Genomic DNA, 14,796 nt, shown 5'->3' on the forward strand with positions numbered 1-14,796 from the left:
CCGTCGGTACCGATCAGGGGTTCAGGCTCGACGCACTCTGCCCGACGGCCAGACCGGCGCGAATCGCAGCCAGTGCGGCCTGATAATAGGCTTTGCCTTCCGGCGACTCGGCGAAGGTCGAGAACTCTTCAAGTTCAGGGTCGGACAGGTCGCGGTACACATACAGCAGCGTGTTGTTCAGGTCGGCGCTGATCTGCGCCATCAGGCGTTCGCGCTGGCCTTCGAGCATGCCTTGCGCCTGACCGCCGCCCAACAGGCCGGGAATCATCTGGCTCAGGCTGTCGGCGGCAACGCCTGCGATGGCCAGGCTGACTTCTGCACCGGCCTGTCTGGCTGGCAGCGCCTGGGCCAGGTGGCCAATCAGCAACTGACGCGTGGCATCCGCTTCGATATGTGGCAGCCCTTGCGCGTGCTTGGCCAGTTGGTCGGCGCGGGTTGCGGTCAGTTCGGCGTTGACGATCTTGCGACCCAGCGGCGACTGAAAGAATTGCAGCGAGGGCTTGGGGTCCTTGAGGCTTTCACGCAGGCGCCTGGACGCGCGCTGATCCATGGCCTGGGGGGAAAAACGCTGATTGCTGTTATTGACCAGCGCTTGATAAACCGCAGGCGGCAGGTTGTTGCTGTAGCGCTGTTGGGCAGCCTTGAGAGCATCGTTGAAATGCGCGCGCTGTTCCGGCCAGCCTGCGGCCTTGTACAACTGATCGTAGCTGTCTGCCCAGGCAGGGGAGGTGCAGAACATCAACAGCAAAACAAACAAACGACGCATTGGGGACTCCTGTCGGCAGGCCGCTATTCTCCGGGTGTTAGCGTGGATTTGTCGAGTTATGAGTGCCGCCAGCGAGTGAAATCTCACGCGTGTGATACTGCATGTATACGCCTCTGTCAGATTTCATGGCTTATCGATACTATGCACGCCATGCGCATACCCTCTGACCACCCACTGCTGTTGCGAATCGTCGACGACCTGGCCGCCAACGGCTGGTCGCAGCAGAATATTTTCCTGCCCGAAGCTCTGACTCTTGAACTTGAGCAAGAGTGCCGAAAACGTGCTGCCGAAGGTGAGCTGGAGCCTGCCGCTATTGGCAAGGGGGCAGCGCAGGAAATACGCGAAGGCATTCGTGGTGACCGCATTCAGTGGCTTGAAGCGGGGCAGGTGCAGTGTTGCGACAGCTATCTGGAATTGATGGAAAGCCTGCGTCAGGCGCTCAATCGCGGCCTTTTTCTGGGGCTGGAGGACTATGAAAGCCATTTTGCGCTGTATCCACCGGGTGCCCGCTACCTCAGGCATGTGGATCGCTTTCGCGATGATGACAAGCGCATGGTGTCGGCGGTGCTCTACCTCAACAATGCCTGGCTGCCCGAGCATGGCGGCCAGTTGCGTATGTATCTCAAGGACGATGTAGCTTACGACGTCCAGCCTACAGGCGGTTGCCTGGTGGTTTTTCTGTCCGGTGATATTCCCCACGAAGTCATGCCTGCCAGCCGTGATCGACTGTCACTGACAGGCTGGTTCAGGCGCCGCAGCAATGAGTTGTTCCAGTGACCTGTAGCCCGTTCATGAAAACTGTTTCATCAATGCAGTGAGCCATTGAGCCCGGCTGCGGTCTATCGTGAGCACTCCTGAACCGACGGATTTGTTGTGTGAGGGTCGACTTACGTCAACTGTAATCGGAGCAATCATGAAATCCTTATTTTCTGGAACGATGGTCGCGGGCCTGTTGCTCAGCGCATCCATGCTGGTCAGCGCCGCCGATATGCCACGCACTGCATCCCCTGAAGGCGCCGAGGTGTACATCATCTCGCCCAAGGACGGTGAAACCGTCACCTCACCGTTCACGGTGCAATTCGGCCTCAAGGGCATGGGTGTCGCGCCTGCGGGTGTCGATGTTCCCGAGACCGGTCACCATCACCTGCTGATCGACGTGAAGGATCAGCCGTCGATGAATGCGCCGCTGCCGGTCAGTGACAACATCCGCCACTTCGGCAAGGGCCAGACCGAAACCGAAATCAACCTGCCGCCTGGTCAGCACACATTGCAATTGCTGATGGGCGACAAAGGCCATATGCCGCTGAACCCGTCGGTCGAGTCAAAGAAGATCACGATCAATGTGAAGTAGGGCTGTCAGTGCTTGTGTGACGCCAAGCGTCACGAACGGCACTCCCACGCTGGAGCCTGGAAGAACACTTATCGTGCCCATGCTCCGCGTGGGCATGCAGTTCTGGACGCTCTGCGTCCGATCTTGAGGGGGCTTGTAGCGGAAGGCGCGCCCATGCAGAGCATGGGCACGCTGATCAGGGCGATCAGAACAGAACGCGGCTGCGGATGGTGCCTTTGATCTGTTGCAGCTTGGCTTGTGCCAAATCCGAGTACTCGGCGTCGACGTCGATGACCACGTAACCGACTTTCTCGTTGGTCTGCAGGAACTGACCGGAGATGTTGATGCCGTTCTCGGCGAAGACCTTGTTGATCTCGCTGAGCACGCCCGGGATGTTCTCGTGGATGTGCAGCAGGCGATGCTTGCCAGGGTGAGCAGGCAAGGCCACTTCCGGGAAGTTGACCGACGACACCGAGGTACCGTTGTCGCTGTACTTGACCAGCTTTTCTGCGACTTCCAGACCGATGTTGGCCTGCGCTTCGGCAGTGGAACCACCGATGTGCGGGGTCAGGATCACGTTGTCCAGGCCGCGCAGCGGGCTTTCGAAGATGTCGTCGTTCGAGCGTGGCTCGACCGGGAACACGTCGATTGCAGCGCCGATCAGGTGTTTGTCCTTGATCGCGTCGGCCAGGGCGTCCAGCTCAACGACTGTGCCGCGAGCCGCGTTGATCAGGATGCTGCCCTTTTTCATCGCGCGAATTTCTTTTTCGCCGATCATCCACTGGGTTTCCGAGGTTTCCGGCACGTGCAGGGTAACGATATCGGACATGCCCAGCAGCTCGTTCAGGCTGGACACCTGAGTCGCGTTGCCCAGTGGCAGCTTGGTCAGCGTGTCGTAGAAGTACACCTGCATGCCCAGGCCTTCGGCCAGCACCGACAGTTGCGTACCGATCGAGCCATAGCCAATGATGCCGAGTTTCTTGCCACGGATTTCGAAAGAGTTGGCCGCGCTTTTGATCCAGCCGCCACGGTGGCAGGAAGCGTTCTTCTCGGGGATACCGCGCAGCAGCAGGATGGCTTCGGCCAGTACCAGTTCGGCGACCGAACGGGTGTTGGAGTAGGGCGCATTGAACACTGCAATACCACGCTCACGCGCTGCATTGAGGTCAACCTGATTGGTGCCGATGCAGAAGCAGCCGACGGCAACCAGTTTCTTGGCGCAATCGAACAGCTCTTCGGTCAACTGAGTGCGGGAGCGGATACCGATGAAGTGTGCGTCGGCGATCTTTTCTTTCAGTTCGGCTTCCGGCAGAGACTTGGTGTGGTACTCGATGCTGGTGTAGCCGGCTGCCTTGAGGACGTCGACAGCGGACTGATGGACGCCTTCGAGAAGAAGGAACTTGATCTTGCTCTTGTCGAGGGAAGTCTTGCTCATCTGCGTAAACCTGTGTCCCGAAGAAAATTGGCAGGGGGTGCCCGGTTCGGCTCTGGGCACGACTCACGGGGGGCGTATGCTAGCATATGAGCCCCGCGAAACCTCATCCCGTAACGTGAACCGTTCTCAGGATGCCCATGAATTGTTCGAGAGTTGAGTCCATGACTGATCGCGCTTTGATTGATGAGCTGCAGACCCTGGTTGACACCGGCAAGGTGCTGACCGATGCCGATTCTCTGCAGACTTACGGCAAGGACTGGACCAAACAATTCACCCCCGCGCCACTGGCTATCGTGTTTCCCAAAACCACCGAACAGGTGCAGGCGATCGTACGCTGGGCCAATGAGCGGCTCGTGGCGCTGGTGCCTTCGGGTGGACGAACCGGGCTTTCGGCGGCCGCGGTGGCTGCCAACGGTGAAGTGGTCGTCTCGTTCGATTACATGAACCAAGTGCTGGAGCTGAATCTGACCGACCGTACTGCAGTCTGTCAGCCTGGTGTGATCACTCGCCAGTTGCAGGCGTTGGCTGAAGAAAGCGGCCTTTATTACCCGGTCGACTTTGCCTCTTCGGGCTCCAGCCAGATCGGCGGCAATATCGGCACCAATGCCGGCGGGATAAAGGTCATTCGCTACGGTATGACCCGCAACTGGGTCGCGGGCCTGAAAGTGGTCACTGGCAAGGGCGATCTGCTGGAGCTGAACAAGGACCTGATCAAGAACGCCACCGGCTATGACCTGCGACAACTGTTCATCGGTGCCGAGGGCACGCTGGGTTTTGTTGTCGAAGCCACCATGCGCCTTGATCGTGCGCCGAAGAACCTCACCGCGATGGTGCTGGGCACCTCGGACTTCAACTCGATCATGCCGGTGCTGCATGCCTTTCACGGCAAGCTCGACCTGACGGCGTTCGAGTTCTTCTCCGACAAATCCTTCGCCCGCGTCATGGCGCGCGGTGACGTACCGTCGCCCTTCGACACGCCATGCCCGTTCTATGTATTGCTGGAGTTCGAGGCGACCACCGAAGACCTGGCCGATCAGGCGCTGGCGACCTTTGAGCATTGCGTGGAGCAGGGCTGGGTGCTGGACGGGGTGATGAGCCAGAGCGAACAGCAGTTGCGCAACCTGTGGAAGTTGCGCGAATACATATCCGAAACCATCTCGCACTTCACCCCGTACAAGAACGACATCTCGGTCACTGTCTCGAAAGTACCGGAATTTCTGGCTGAAATCGATGCCATCGTCGCCAAGTACTATCCTGACTTCGAAGTGCTCTGGTACGGCCACATCGGCGACGGCAACCTGCACTTGAACATCCTCAAGCCCGAAAGCCTCGACAAGGACGAGTTCTTCGTCAAATGTGCGCAGGTCAACAAATGGGTATTTGAGACCGTGGAAAAGTACAACGGCTCGATTTCCGCCGAGCACGGGGTCGGGATGACCAAGCGCGACTATTTGACGTACAGTCGCTCGCCGGTCGAAATCGAATACATGAAAGCGTTGAAAGCGGTGTTCGACCCCAATGGCATCATGAATCCGGGGAAAATATTCGCCGTTTGATGCCTGTCGTATGGTGCATCGCCACGCTAAAACAGCCACGCCACACTTATCAGCCTCAGGAGACGTCATGAGCTACCAGCACAAATATGTCGATGGCACCAACATCCACTTCCCGCTGGGCAAGGTGGTTTGCATCGGCCGTAACTATGCCGAGCACGCCAAGGAGCTGGGCAACCCGGTGCCTACCGAACCATTGCTGTTCATGAAGCCCGGCAGCGCAGTGGTTGCGCTGGAAGACAGTTTCACTATTCCGGCAGACCGCGGCTCGGTGCATTACGAAGCAGAGATCGTTGTCCTGATCGGCAAGCCCTTGAGCAAGAATCCGTCCCGTGAAGAAGTGCTCGACGCGATCAGCGGCTTTGCGCCCGGTCTGGACCTGACCCTGCGTGATGTCCAGTCGCGTCTGCGTGAGAAAGGCCTGCCGTGGGAGCTGGCCAAGTGCTTTGATGGCGCTGCAGTGATCCCGCCTTTCGTTCCGGCTGGCACCTTTACTGACCTGACAGATATAGGCATTCGTCTGACCATCAACGGCAAAGTGGTGCAGGACGGCAACAGCAGCCTGATGCTCAACCCGATTGTGCCGATGATCCAGCACATGGCAGCCAACTTCTCGTTGCAGGCCGGTGACCTGATCATGACCGGCACGCCTGCTGGCGTGGGGCCATTTGAGGCCGGTGACGAAATCGTCCTGGAGCTGGTTGGGCAGGCGCCGTTCAGCAGCGTCGTTCGCTAACTGCGCAGCCGCTTGATGCAGTACCCAAAGCCACACGAGGTCATTCTCGGGTGGCTTTTGTTTATCCGGTGGTTGATAGTTCGGTCGATTTTGCGTTTTTTTCACACCTGCTCTGGATAATCCCGCCGACCCGTGCGGGCACCCATGTCGTCATGAAGTCTCATCTGCTCAGGAATACTTGAATGGCCCTTCCTGCCTCAACGCCCCCTCGCGCAAAAAAACGCTTCGCCTTCATACGCACACTGCGTTGGTATTCGTGGCTGCTGCTGGCTGTCGTGCTGGGCTATGGCCTGTCTCACATCATGCATTGGGATGATCGCGGGCTGCTTTGGCTCAAGGAACGGTTCGAGAGCAACGAAGAGCGCAGCGCAAGTATCTGGCTGCCGGACTATCACGTAGATATCGATGCCAAGGCGCTGCCGGGCATGGAAAAGGACGAGGCTTCTGATCTGTCCTACAGCCCGGCCACCAAAACGCTGTTTGCGGTCATGGGCAAGAATGCATTTCTGGTGGAGTTGACGCTCACGGGCGATGTATTGCGCAAGATTCCGCTGGTGGGCTGGAGCAATCCCGAGGGGGTTGCCGTCATGAATGACGGGTTGATCGCGATTACCGATGAGCGTCAGCACAAGCTGACCATCGTCAAGGTGACGGCCGATACCAGCACCCTGAACATCGCGGATTTCCCCCAGTACGAACTGGGCAAGTCTGCAAACCAGAACAAGGGTTTCGAAGGCATTGCCTGGGACCCGCGTCGCCAGCAGTTGCTGCTCGGTGAAGAACGTCCACCAGCGCTGTTCACCTGGCAAAGTAACGGCAGTGATGTGCTCAACGGCGACAAGCAGAAACTCCCGAACCGCTCTCTGGACATGCGCAACCTTTCCTCGCTGAGCATCGACCCGCGTACCGGCCACATGCTGGCGCTCTCTGCCGATTCGCATCTGTTGCTGGAAGTCGACGAACAGGGCGAGCAGGTGAGCTTCATGACCCTGCTGGGCGGTATGAATGGCTTGAAGAATACGATTCCACGCGCAGAAGGTGTTGCGCTGGATGAAGCCGGGACGTTGTACATGGTCAGCGAACCGAACCTGTTCTATTCGTTTCGCAAGCACTGAGCCAGGACGGCAGCCACATAGCTGATAATCAAATAGCACTGCGCCATTAAGTTTGCTTTCAGAATGGCGTGGTATCAATGCCGCCCGCTCAACCTGTCCGAGTCACCTCAATGCGTCGTTCTACCCGCTCTTTACTCCTGCTTCTGGCCCTTGTTCCGTTGGCGGTGCTGTTCATGCTCGCCAATGAGCGATACCGCTACGTGGAGCGCGTGCTGTTCGACTGGCAAGTGTTCTGGCAGTCCGACTCGCTCCATTCCATCGGGCTCGATCAGTATCGTGTCGTGACAGAAGAAAAGGTGATCGAGGGGCTTGAGGATGATGTTTCCGGCCTCAGCTACGACCCGGACCGCAAGAGCCTGTTCACGGTGACCAACCAGAACCCCGAACTGGTCGAACTGAGCCTGGATGGCAAGGTGTTGCGGCGCATTCCGCTGGTTGGTTTCGGCGATGCCGAAGCTGTCGAATACATCAGCCCCGGCGTTTACGTCGTCAGCGACGAGCGTCAACTGCGGCTGATTCAGATTCATGTGGATGACAGCACAAAAAGCCTGAACGCCGCCGATGCCGAGCAACTGACGCTGGGGATAAGTACCAGCGGCAATAAAGGCTATGAAGGGCTGGCTTATGACTCGGTCGGCAAGCGCCTGTTTGTCGCCAGAGAGCGTGATCCGGTGCAGATCATTGAAGTGCGTGGCTTTCCAAAGACTGATCTGCAGGCCCCCGGCAACCTGCAGGTCATTGCCAACAGCAAGCGCGATGGCCGACTTTCGGTTCGTGATCTTTCCAGCCTGCAATTCGATGAGATCAGCGGCCACCTGCTGGCCTTGTCCGATGAGTCGAAGCGGATTCTCGAACTTGACACCAGTGGTCACCCGATTGGCAGCAGCTCATTGGCAAAAGGGGCGATGGGCCTGAGCAAGGGCGTGCCGCAGGCTGAAGGGATGGCCATGGACGCAGAGGGAACGCTGTATCTGGTGAGCGAGCCGAACCTGTTCTACGTATTCCGCAAGCCTTGAGCCTGTGAGGTACATGCCCACCTTGCATGGGCATGACCGGTTTTATCAGCGCTTCAGGGTCTTCACGCCTTCAGCAGTACCGAGCAGCAGCAGATCAGCCGGGCGAGCGGCGAACAGGCCATTGGTGACCACGCCGACAATGGCGTTGATGTTCGCTTCCAGCTCCACCGGGTTGGTGATGCTCATGTTGTGCACGTCGATGATGATATTGCCGTTGTCGGTCAGAACGCCCTCGCGATAGACCGGGTCGCCGCCCAGTTTGACCAGTTGGCGGGCTACGTGGCTGCGCGCCATCGGGATAACCTCGACCGGCAGCGGAAATGCGCCCAGCACCGGCACCAGCTTGCTGCCGTCGGCGATGCAGATAAAGGTCTTGGCCACTGCTGCGACGATTTTCTCGCGTGTCAGCGCCGCGCCGCCGCCCTTGATCAGGTTCAGATGCTCGTCGCTTTCATCGGCACCATCGACATAGAACTCCAGGTCGCTGACCGTGTTCAGCTCATACACCGGAATACCGTGGCCCTTGAGGCGCGCGGCGGTAGCTTCCGAGCTGGCGACCGCGCCATCGAATGCCGCCTTGTGTTTAGCCAGTGCATCAATGAAGCAATTGGCCGTGGAGCCGGTGCCGACGCCCACAATGCTTTTGTCATCGAGCTTCGGAAGGATGAAGTCGACAGCTGCCTGGGCGACTGCCTGTTTGAGTTGATCCTGGGTCATGCGGGCTCCACGGTGCCTGATGTAGGTAAAAAGAGGGGGTATGTAAAAAAGGCCCGCATTATAGCGGCGACTGCGCTGCAAAGCCCTGTCATTCGTATGGTCGTCTTTCGGCACGCAGGGTAGACTTCCCGACCTTGCCCGCTTCGTCAGTGATGCCGCCCCGATGCTCGAACACTACGTCAAGAAAATCCTCACCTCCCGCGTGTACGACGTGGCGGTCGAAACCCCGCTGCACGGCGCTCGCCAGCTGTCCGAGCGGCTGGGCAATCAGGTGCTGCTAAAACGAGAAGACCTCCAGCCGGTGTTCTCCTTCAAGATTCGCGGTGCGTACAACAAGCTGGCGCAATTGACCGCAGAAGAGGCCGCACGCGGCGTGGTCACGGCCTCGGCGGGCAATCACGCACAAGGCCTGGCACTGGCGGCACGCGAACTGGGCATTCTGGCGACCATCGTCATGCCGCGCACCACCCCGGAGATCAAGGTCGAGGGCGTGCGCTCGCGGGGCGCCACGGTGGTGCTGCACGGCGATTCATTCCCGGAAGCGCTGGCCTACTCGCTGAAACTGGTCGACGAACAGGGCTTCGTCTACATCCACCCGTATGACGACCCCGACACCATCGCCGGGCAAGGCACCGTGGCGATGGAGATTCTTCGTCAGCAGCCGGGGCAACTGGACGCTATCTTCGTACCGGTCGGTGGCGGCGGTTTGATCGCGGGTATCGCTGCGTACGTGAAATACCTGCGCCCGGAGATCAAGGTCATCGGTGTAGAGCCGGATGACTCCAACTGCCTGCAAGCGGCAATGGCCGCCGGGGAGCGCGTGGTGCTGAGCCAGGTCGGGCTGTTTGCCGATGGCGTGGCGGTCGCGCAGATCGGCCATCACACCTTCGAAGTGTGCCGCCATTATGTCGATGAAGTGATCACCGTCAGCACCGACGAGATCTGCGCGGCGATCAAGGACATCTACGACGACACCCGTTCGATCACCGAGCCCTCCGGCGCGCTGGGCGTGGCCGGGATCAAGAAATACGTCGAGCAGCGCGGCGTCAGCGGCCAGACGCTGGTGGCGATTGATTCAGGGGCCAACGTCAACTTCGACCGTTTGCGTCACGTGGCAGAGCGCGCCGAGCTGGGCGAAGGCCGTGAAGCAATCATCGCCGTGACCATTCCCGAGCAGCCGGGCAGCTTCAAGGCATTCTGCGAAGCCATCGGCAAGCGCCAGATCACTGAATTCAACTACCGCTACCACACCGATCGCGAGGCGCACATCTTCGTCGGCGTGCAGACCCATCCCGAGAACGACCCGCGCAGCGCGCTGATCGCCAGCCTGACCGGGCAGGGTTTTCCGGTGCTGGACCTGACCGACAACGAACTGGCCAAACTGCACATCCGCCACATGGTCGGCGGCCATGCCGAGCGCGTCGACGATGAAGTGGTGCTGCGTTTCGAATTCCCGGAGCGACCGGGCGCGCTGTTCAACTTCCTCAACCGCCTGGGCGGACGCTGGACCATATCGATGTTCCACTACCGCAACCACGGCGCAGCAGACGGCCGTGTGGTCGCTGGTCTGGTAGTGCCGGAGGAAGAGCGGCATCTGGTGGGCGCAGCGCTGGACGAGATCGGTTACCCGTATTGGGACGAGAGCGAAAACCCAGCGTACCGGTTGTTTCTGGGCTGAGGACTTAGATACTCCCGTTCCTCACGCTCTGCGTCACAAGAGGACGCAGAGCGTCCCGAACGGCATGCGACGCAGAGCGTCGCACGATAGCGGTAACGTTATCCCTGACGACCCTCGTTCCTCACGCTCCAGCGTGGGTATGCAGCTTACGACGCTCGGCGTCGCAAGAGGACGCGGAGCGTCCAGATCGGCATGCCCACGCTAGCTCTTAAGGCGCGGCCCTTGTGTCCGCGCTGCTAAACTCACCCAAGCCCGATTCCAGAGGAACACCGCGTCATGGAACCCATCACCACCCTCAATACCTTGCACATCGTCGCCATTGCGCTGTTGTTGATCAGCGCGCTGGTGTTGGCCAGCGGGGTGGTCAAGGTGCGTCTTGAAGGCGACACGACCATTCAGAATCGCCTGCTCAAGCGGCCTTTGCTGTTTTTCTGGGTCCTTATGGGCGTGTGCCTGGCGACACTGCCATTCAGCGGCTGGTGGCTGGTGCATCTGAAAGGGTTGTCACTGGGCCAGACCTGGGTGCTGGGCAGCAGCGTGCTTTACACCCTGGGGCTGTGCAGTTGGGTGTGGCTGGTGGTAAGGCTCAACCGGTTGCGCCTCGGTGCCAGGGGCGGCAAGCGAGGTTTTACCCTGGCGCTGACTGTGATCAGCGTCGTGTGCTTTGTGGCGATGGCCGGTCTGATGGGCTTCAAACCGGCCTGAGCAGTGCCGGCACTCAGTTACGCAGGGTGATAACCGGCCAGCCGCGCTGTTCGGCTTCGGCGCGCAATTTATCGTCCGGATCTACCGCAACCGGGTTGGCCACTTGCTCCAGCAGCGGCAGGTCGTTCATCGAGTCGCTGTAGAAATAGCTGTCCTTGAGGCTGAACGCGTTATCTTCCAGCCACTGATCGAGGCGTGTCACCTTGCCCTCACGGAAGCACGGAACGCCCGTAGTACGGCCTGTGTAACGTCCATCAACCATCTCGCATTCAGTTGCCAGCAGTGTATCGATGCCCAGCCGCGCCACAATCGGTGCGGTCACAAAGCGATTGGTAGCGGTGATGACCACCAGCTTGTCGCCTGCGTCGCGGTGTTTGGCGATCAATTCCAGCGCCTTGGGCAGCATGATCGGCTCGATGCAGTCGCGCATGAAGTCGCGGTGCCATTCTTCCAGTTGCGCCATATCAGTGTTGCCCAGAATCTCCAGGGTAAAATTCAGGTAGTCGGTCATGTTCAGCGTACCGGCCAGGTAATCCTGATAGAACTCATCGTTGCGGGTCTTGTAGGTTGCGGCATCGAGGATCCCGCGTCGGCACAGATAATCGCCCCAGGCATGGTCGCTGTCGCCGCCCAGAAGCGTGTTGTCGAGGTCGAATAAAGCCAGACGCATAGGGTTACTCGCTGAAATAGTTGAAAAAAGAGTCCCAGAATACGAGGTTTTCACAAGTCTTCACATAAGGTGATAAGCCTCGTTGCTGGTTTGATCGCCTTTGTGGAACAATGCGGCGACATGCGTTTGCGAGGTTGTTGCCGTGATCGACCCCGATGGTTTCCGTCCTAATGTCGGGATTATTCTGACAAACGATGCTGGTCAGGTCCTATGGGCTCGGCGTATTAACCAGGATGCCTGGCAGTTTCCTCAGGGTGGAATCAACCCGCAGGAGACGCCGGAAGACGCGCTTTATCGTGAATTGAATGAAGAAGTCGGGCTGGAACGACATGATGTGCAAATACTTGCCTGCACTCGGGGCTGGTTGCGCTATCGTCTGCCGCAACGCCTGGTCCGTACGCACAGCCAGCCGCTGTGTATCGGCCAGAAGCAAAAATGGTTTCTCCTGCGCCTGATCTCAAACGAGCAGCGGGTGCGGATGGATTTGACCGGTAAACCGGAGTTCGATGGCTGGCGCTGGGTCAGTTATTGGTACCCGTTAGGCCAGGTGGTGACATTCAAGCGCGAGGTGTATCGACGCGCACTCAAAGAGCTTGCCCCGCGCCTGTTATCGCGCGACTGACACGGAGTTCGACCCCGAGCCATGCTCAATACGCTGCGCAAGATCGTCCAGGAAGTTAACTCCGCCAAGGATCTCAAGGCGGCGTTGGGCATTATTGTGTTACGCGTCAAGGAGGCCATGGGCAGCCAGGTCTGCTCGGTCTATCTGCTCGATGCCGAGGTCAACCGCTTTGTGCTGATGGCCTCCGAAGGTCTCAACAAGCGCTCCATCGGCAAAGTCAGCATGGCGCCGAATGAAGGTCTTGTCGGTCTGGTCGGCACGCGTGAAGAACCGCTGAACCTCGAAAACGCCGCAGATCACCCTCGTTATCGCTATTTTGCCGAGACCGGTGAAGAGCGTTACGCCTCGTTCCTGGGCGCGCCGATCATCCACCACCGTCGCGTGGTGGGGGTGTTGGTGATCCAGCAAAAGGAGCGTCGTCAGTTCGACGAGGGCGAAGAAGCCTTCCTGGTGACCATGAGCGCGCAACTGGCGGGCGTTATCGCGCATGCCGAAGCGACCGGCTCGATCCGCGGTCTGGGTCGTCAGGGCAAGGGCATTCAGGAAGCCAAGTTTGTCGGTGTGGCCGGTTCGCCGGGTGCTGCGGTCGGTGTCGCGGTGGTCATGCTGCCGCCTGCCGATCTGGAGGTGGTGCCGGACAAGACCGTCACTGACATCGCCGCCGAGCTGGCGTTGTTCCAGAACGCTCTGGAAGGCGTGCGCAATGACATGCTCACCCTGTCAGCCAAGCTCGCCACCCAGCTGCGCCCCGAAGAGCGCGCGCTGTTCGATGTTTACCTGATGATGCTCGATGACGCCTCGCTGGGCAGCGAAGTGACCGATGTCATCAAGACCGGCCAGTGGGCGCAGGGTGCCTTGCGCTCGGTGGTCAGCGAGCACGTCAAACGATTCGAACTGATGGACGATGCCTACTTGCGCGAGCGAGCCTCGGACGTCAAGGACCTGGGCCGTCGCCTGCTGGCCTACCTGCAGGAAGCGCGGCAGCAGGCGCTGGTCTACCCCGACAACACGATTCTGGTCAGTGAAGAATTGACCCCGGCCATGCTGGGCGAGGTGCCGGAAGGCAAGCTGGTGGGTCTTGTATCGGTTCAGGGTTCCGGCAACTCCCACGTTGCGATCCTGGCGCGGGCCATGGGCATTCCCACGGTCATGGGGCTGGTGGACTTCCCTTACTCCAAGGTCGACGGCATCGATCTGGTGGTCGACGGTTATCACGGCGAAGTCTTCACCAACCCCAGCGAAATCATGCGCAAGCAGTTCGGCAAGGTGGTCGAGGAGGAGCGCCAGCTTTCCCAGGGCCTGGATGCCTTGCGCGAACTGCCTTGCGTGACCCTGGACGGCCATCGCATGCCGCTGTGGGTCAATACCGGCCTGCTGGCGGATGTCGCTCGCGCCCAGCAGCGCGGTGCCGAAGGGGTGGGGCTGTACCGTACCGAAGTGCCATTCATGATCAACCAGCGTTTTCCGAGTGAAAAGGAACAGCTGGCGATCTACCGCGAGCAACTGGCCGCCTTCCATCCGCTGCCGGTGACCATGCGCAGCCTGGACATCGGCGGCGACAAGTCGCTGTCCTACTTCCCGATCAAGGAAGACAACCCGTTTCTCGGCTGGCGCGGTATTCGCGTCACCCTCGACCACCCGGAAATCTTCCTGGTCCAGACCCGCGCCATGCTCAAGGCCAGCGAGGGCCTGAACAACCTGCGCATTCTGTTGCCGATGATCTCCAGCACCCACGAAGTGGAAGAAGCGCTGCACCTGATCCACCGGGCGTGGGGCGAGGTGCGCGACGAAGGCACCGACGTGCCGATGCCGCCTGTGGGCGTGATGATCGAAGTGCCTGCGGCGGTCTACCAGACCCGTGATCTGGCGCGTCAGGTGGACTTCCTCTCGGTAGGCTCCAACGACCTGACCCAATACCTGCTGGCGGTCGACCGCAACAACCCGCGTGTGGCCGATCTTTATGATTACCTGCACCCGGCAGTGCTCCAGGCCCTGCAAAGCGTGGTGCGTGATGCACATGCCGAGGGCAAGCCGGTCAGCATCTGCGGCGAAATGGCCGGCGACCCGGCAGCAGCCGTGCTGCTTATGGCGATGGGCTTTGACAGCTTGTCGATGAACGCCACCAACCTGCCGAAAGTGAAGTGGATGCTGCGTCAGATCAACCTCAGCAAGGCCAAGGAACTGCTTGCGCAGTTGATGACCAACGACAACCCGCAAGTCATCAGCAGCTCCCTGCAACTGGCGCTGAAAAACCTCGGCCTGTCGCGGATGATCAACCCGAGCTCGGTCAAAGGGCACTAAGCGCCACGATAGTTACAGAACTATCGTTCCTCACGCTCCAGCGTAGGAATGCCTTGCGTGACGCTCCGCGTCACGAATCTGCGCCGCGCCGCCCGCTCAAGATCGGACGCAGAGCGTCCAGAACTGCATGCGACGCAGAGCGCCGCACGATA

At 59.5% G+C, this 14,796-nt stretch carries 14 protein-coding genes; 10 read left to right on the forward strand and 4 right to left on the reverse strand.

Features of this window, described 5'->3' with window-relative positions; translation table 11 throughout:
* Positions 1 to 13: 13 nt before the first annotated feature.
* Complete coding sequence (locus RYB09_RS16980) at positions 14 to 766, reverse strand: DUF2059 domain-containing protein (protein WP_058400080.1); 753 nt, start codon at positions 764 to 766, stop codon at positions 14 to 16.
* 141 nt (positions 767 to 907) lie between these two features.
* On the opposite strand from RYB09_RS16980, the gene RYB09_RS16985 reads away from it, so the two are divergent.
* Both RYB09_RS16985 and RYB09_RS16990 read left to right on the forward strand, forming a co-directional pair.
* The gene (locus tag RYB09_RS16985; RefSeq protein WP_005741083.1) at positions 908 to 1,543 is read left to right on the forward strand and encodes a 2OG-Fe(II) oxygenase; all 636 of its coding nucleotides are present in this window, start codon (positions 908 to 910) and stop codon (positions 1,541 to 1,543) included.
* A gap of 136 nt (positions 1,544 to 1,679) precedes the next feature.
* Entirely contained in the window at positions 1,680 to 2,117 is a 438-nt protein-coding gene (locus RYB09_RS16990; protein ID WP_057453652.1) for a DUF4399 domain-containing protein, read from the forward strand.
* Between the two features lie 184 nt (positions 2,118 to 2,301).
* Here RYB09_RS16990 and serA read toward each other — a convergent pair whose 3' ends face one another.
* Positions 2,302 to 3,531 (reverse strand): phosphoglycerate dehydrogenase, encoded by a 1,230-nt coding sequence (gene serA, locus RYB09_RS16995; protein ID WP_002555754.1) that lies wholly within the window; start codon positions 3,529 to 3,531, stop codon positions 2,302 to 2,304.
* 161 nt (positions 3,532 to 3,692) lie between these two features.
* Here serA and RYB09_RS17000 point away from each other — a divergent pair, with 161 nt between their 5' ends.
* From RYB09_RS17000 to RYB09_RS17015, 4 genes are all read left to right on the forward strand, one after another.
* The gene (locus RYB09_RS17000) at positions 3,693 to 5,087 is read left to right on the forward strand and encodes an FAD-binding oxidoreductase (RefSeq protein ID WP_193600973.1); all 1,395 of its coding nucleotides are present in this window, start codon (positions 3,693 to 3,695) and stop codon (positions 5,085 to 5,087) included.
* A 67-nt stretch (positions 5,088 to 5,154) separates the two neighbouring features.
* On the forward strand, positions 5,155 to 5,820 hold the full coding sequence (locus RYB09_RS17005; protein WP_058400082.1) for a fumarylacetoacetate hydrolase family protein: 666 nt from the start codon (positions 5,155 to 5,157) through the stop codon (positions 5,818 to 5,820).
* A 182-nt stretch (positions 5,821 to 6,002) separates the two neighbouring features.
* Positions 6,003 to 6,935, forward strand: coding sequence for an SdiA-regulated domain-containing protein (locus tag RYB09_RS17010; protein WP_122280901.1), 933 nt, complete (start codon positions 6,003 to 6,005; stop codon positions 6,933 to 6,935).
* A 110-nt stretch (positions 6,936 to 7,045) separates the two neighbouring features.
* Entirely contained in the window at positions 7,046 to 7,951 is a 906-nt protein-coding gene (locus tag RYB09_RS17015; RefSeq protein ID WP_316889452.1) for an SdiA-regulated domain-containing protein, read from the forward strand.
* Between the two features lie 45 nt (positions 7,952 to 7,996).
* On the opposite strand, the gene rpiA is transcribed toward RYB09_RS17015, so the two are convergent.
* On the reverse strand, positions 7,997 to 8,668 hold the full coding sequence (gene rpiA, locus RYB09_RS17020; RefSeq protein ID WP_058407876.1) for a ribose-5-phosphate isomerase RpiA: 672 nt from the start codon (positions 8,666 to 8,668) through the stop codon (positions 7,997 to 7,999).
* A gap of 163 nt (positions 8,669 to 8,831) precedes the next feature.
* Here rpiA and ilvA point away from each other — a divergent pair, with 163 nt between their 5' ends.
* Both ilvA and RYB09_RS17030 read left to right on the forward strand, forming a co-directional pair.
* A complete protein-coding gene (gene ilvA / locus RYB09_RS17025; protein ID WP_122258811.1) occupies positions 8,832 to 10,346 on the forward strand; it encodes a threonine ammonia-lyase, biosynthetic in 1,515 nt (504 codons plus the stop codon).
* Between the two features lie 276 nt (positions 10,347 to 10,622).
* Positions 10,623 to 11,051, forward strand: coding sequence for a DUF2269 family protein (locus RYB09_RS17030; RefSeq protein ID WP_058402565.1), 429 nt, complete (start codon positions 10,623 to 10,625; stop codon positions 11,049 to 11,051).
* A 13-nt stretch (positions 11,052 to 11,064) separates the two neighbouring features.
* Here RYB09_RS17030 and RYB09_RS17035 read toward each other — a convergent pair whose 3' ends face one another.
* Complete coding sequence (locus tag RYB09_RS17035; protein ID WP_058402566.1) at positions 11,065 to 11,721, reverse strand: HAD family hydrolase; 657 nt, start codon at positions 11,719 to 11,721, stop codon at positions 11,065 to 11,067.
* A gap of 142 nt (positions 11,722 to 11,863) precedes the next feature.
* On the opposite strand from RYB09_RS17035, the gene RYB09_RS17040 reads away from it, so the two are divergent.
* Positions 11,864 to 12,343, forward strand: a complete 480-nt coding sequence (locus RYB09_RS17040) for an RNA pyrophosphohydrolase (RefSeq protein ID WP_002555745.1) — start codon at positions 11,864 to 11,866, stop codon at positions 12,341 to 12,343.
* 21 nt (positions 12,344 to 12,364) lie between these two features.
* Positions 12,365 to 14,644 carry a phosphoenolpyruvate--protein phosphotransferase gene (gene ptsP / locus RYB09_RS17045; protein ID WP_316889456.1) on the forward strand — a complete coding sequence of 760 codons (2,280 nt, stop codon included), beginning with the start codon at positions 12,365 to 12,367 and terminating at the stop codon, positions 14,642 to 14,644.
* Positions 14,645 to 14,796 lie beyond the last annotated feature (152 nt).

The sequence above is a fragment of the Pseudomonas syringae group sp. J254-4 genome (genome assembly GCF_032586855.1).
Taxonomy (GTDB): domain Bacteria; phylum Pseudomonadota; class Gammaproteobacteria; order Pseudomonadales; family Pseudomonadaceae; genus Aquipseudomonas; species Aquipseudomonas amygdali.

Excerpts from the sequence above, each read along its gene's own strand:
- rpiA (WP_058407876.1), bottom strand. The coding sequence starts at position 8,668 with ATGACCCAGGATCAACTCAAACAGGCAGTCGCCCAGGCAGCTGTCGAC.
- RYB09_RS16980 (WP_058400080.1), bottom strand. The coding sequence starts at position 766 with ATGCGTCGTTTGTTTGTTTTGCTGTTGATGTTCTGCACCTCCCCTGCC.
- RYB09_RS17035 (WP_058402566.1), bottom strand. The coding sequence starts at position 11,721 with ATGCGTCTGGCTTTATTCGACCTCGACAACACGCTTCTGGGCGGCGAC.
- RYB09_RS17015 (WP_316889452.1), top strand. The coding sequence starts at position 7,046 with ATGCGTCGTTCTACCCGCTCTTTACTCCTGCTTCTGGCCCTTGTTCCG.
- ptsP (WP_316889456.1), top strand. The coding sequence starts at position 12,365 with ATGCTCAATACGCTGCGCAAGATCGTCCAGGAAGTTAACTCCGCCAAG.
- serA (WP_002555754.1), bottom strand. The coding sequence starts at position 3,531 with ATGAGCAAGACTTCCCTCGACAAGAGCAAGATCAAGTTCCTTCTTCTC.
- RYB09_RS16985 (WP_005741083.1), top strand. The coding sequence starts at position 908 with ATGCACGCCATGCGCATACCCTCTGACCACCCACTGCTGTTGCGAATC.
- RYB09_RS17005 (WP_058400082.1), top strand. The coding sequence starts at position 5,155 with ATGAGCTACCAGCACAAATATGTCGATGGCACCAACATCCACTTCCCG.
- ilvA (WP_122258811.1), top strand. The coding sequence starts at position 8,832 with ATGCTCGAACACTACGTCAAGAAAATCCTCACCTCCCGCGTGTACGAC.
- RYB09_RS17000 (WP_193600973.1), top strand. The coding sequence starts at position 3,693 with ATGACTGATCGCGCTTTGATTGATGAGCTGCAGACCCTGGTTGACACC.
- RYB09_RS17030 (WP_058402565.1), top strand. The coding sequence starts at position 10,623 with ATGGAACCCATCACCACCCTCAATACCTTGCACATCGTCGCCATTGCG.
- RYB09_RS17010 (WP_122280901.1), top strand. The coding sequence starts at position 6,003 with ATGGCCCTTCCTGCCTCAACGCCCCCTCGCGCAAAAAAACGCTTCGCC.
- RYB09_RS16990 (WP_057453652.1), top strand. The coding sequence starts at position 1,680 with ATGAAATCCTTATTTTCTGGAACGATGGTCGCGGGCCTGTTGCTCAGC.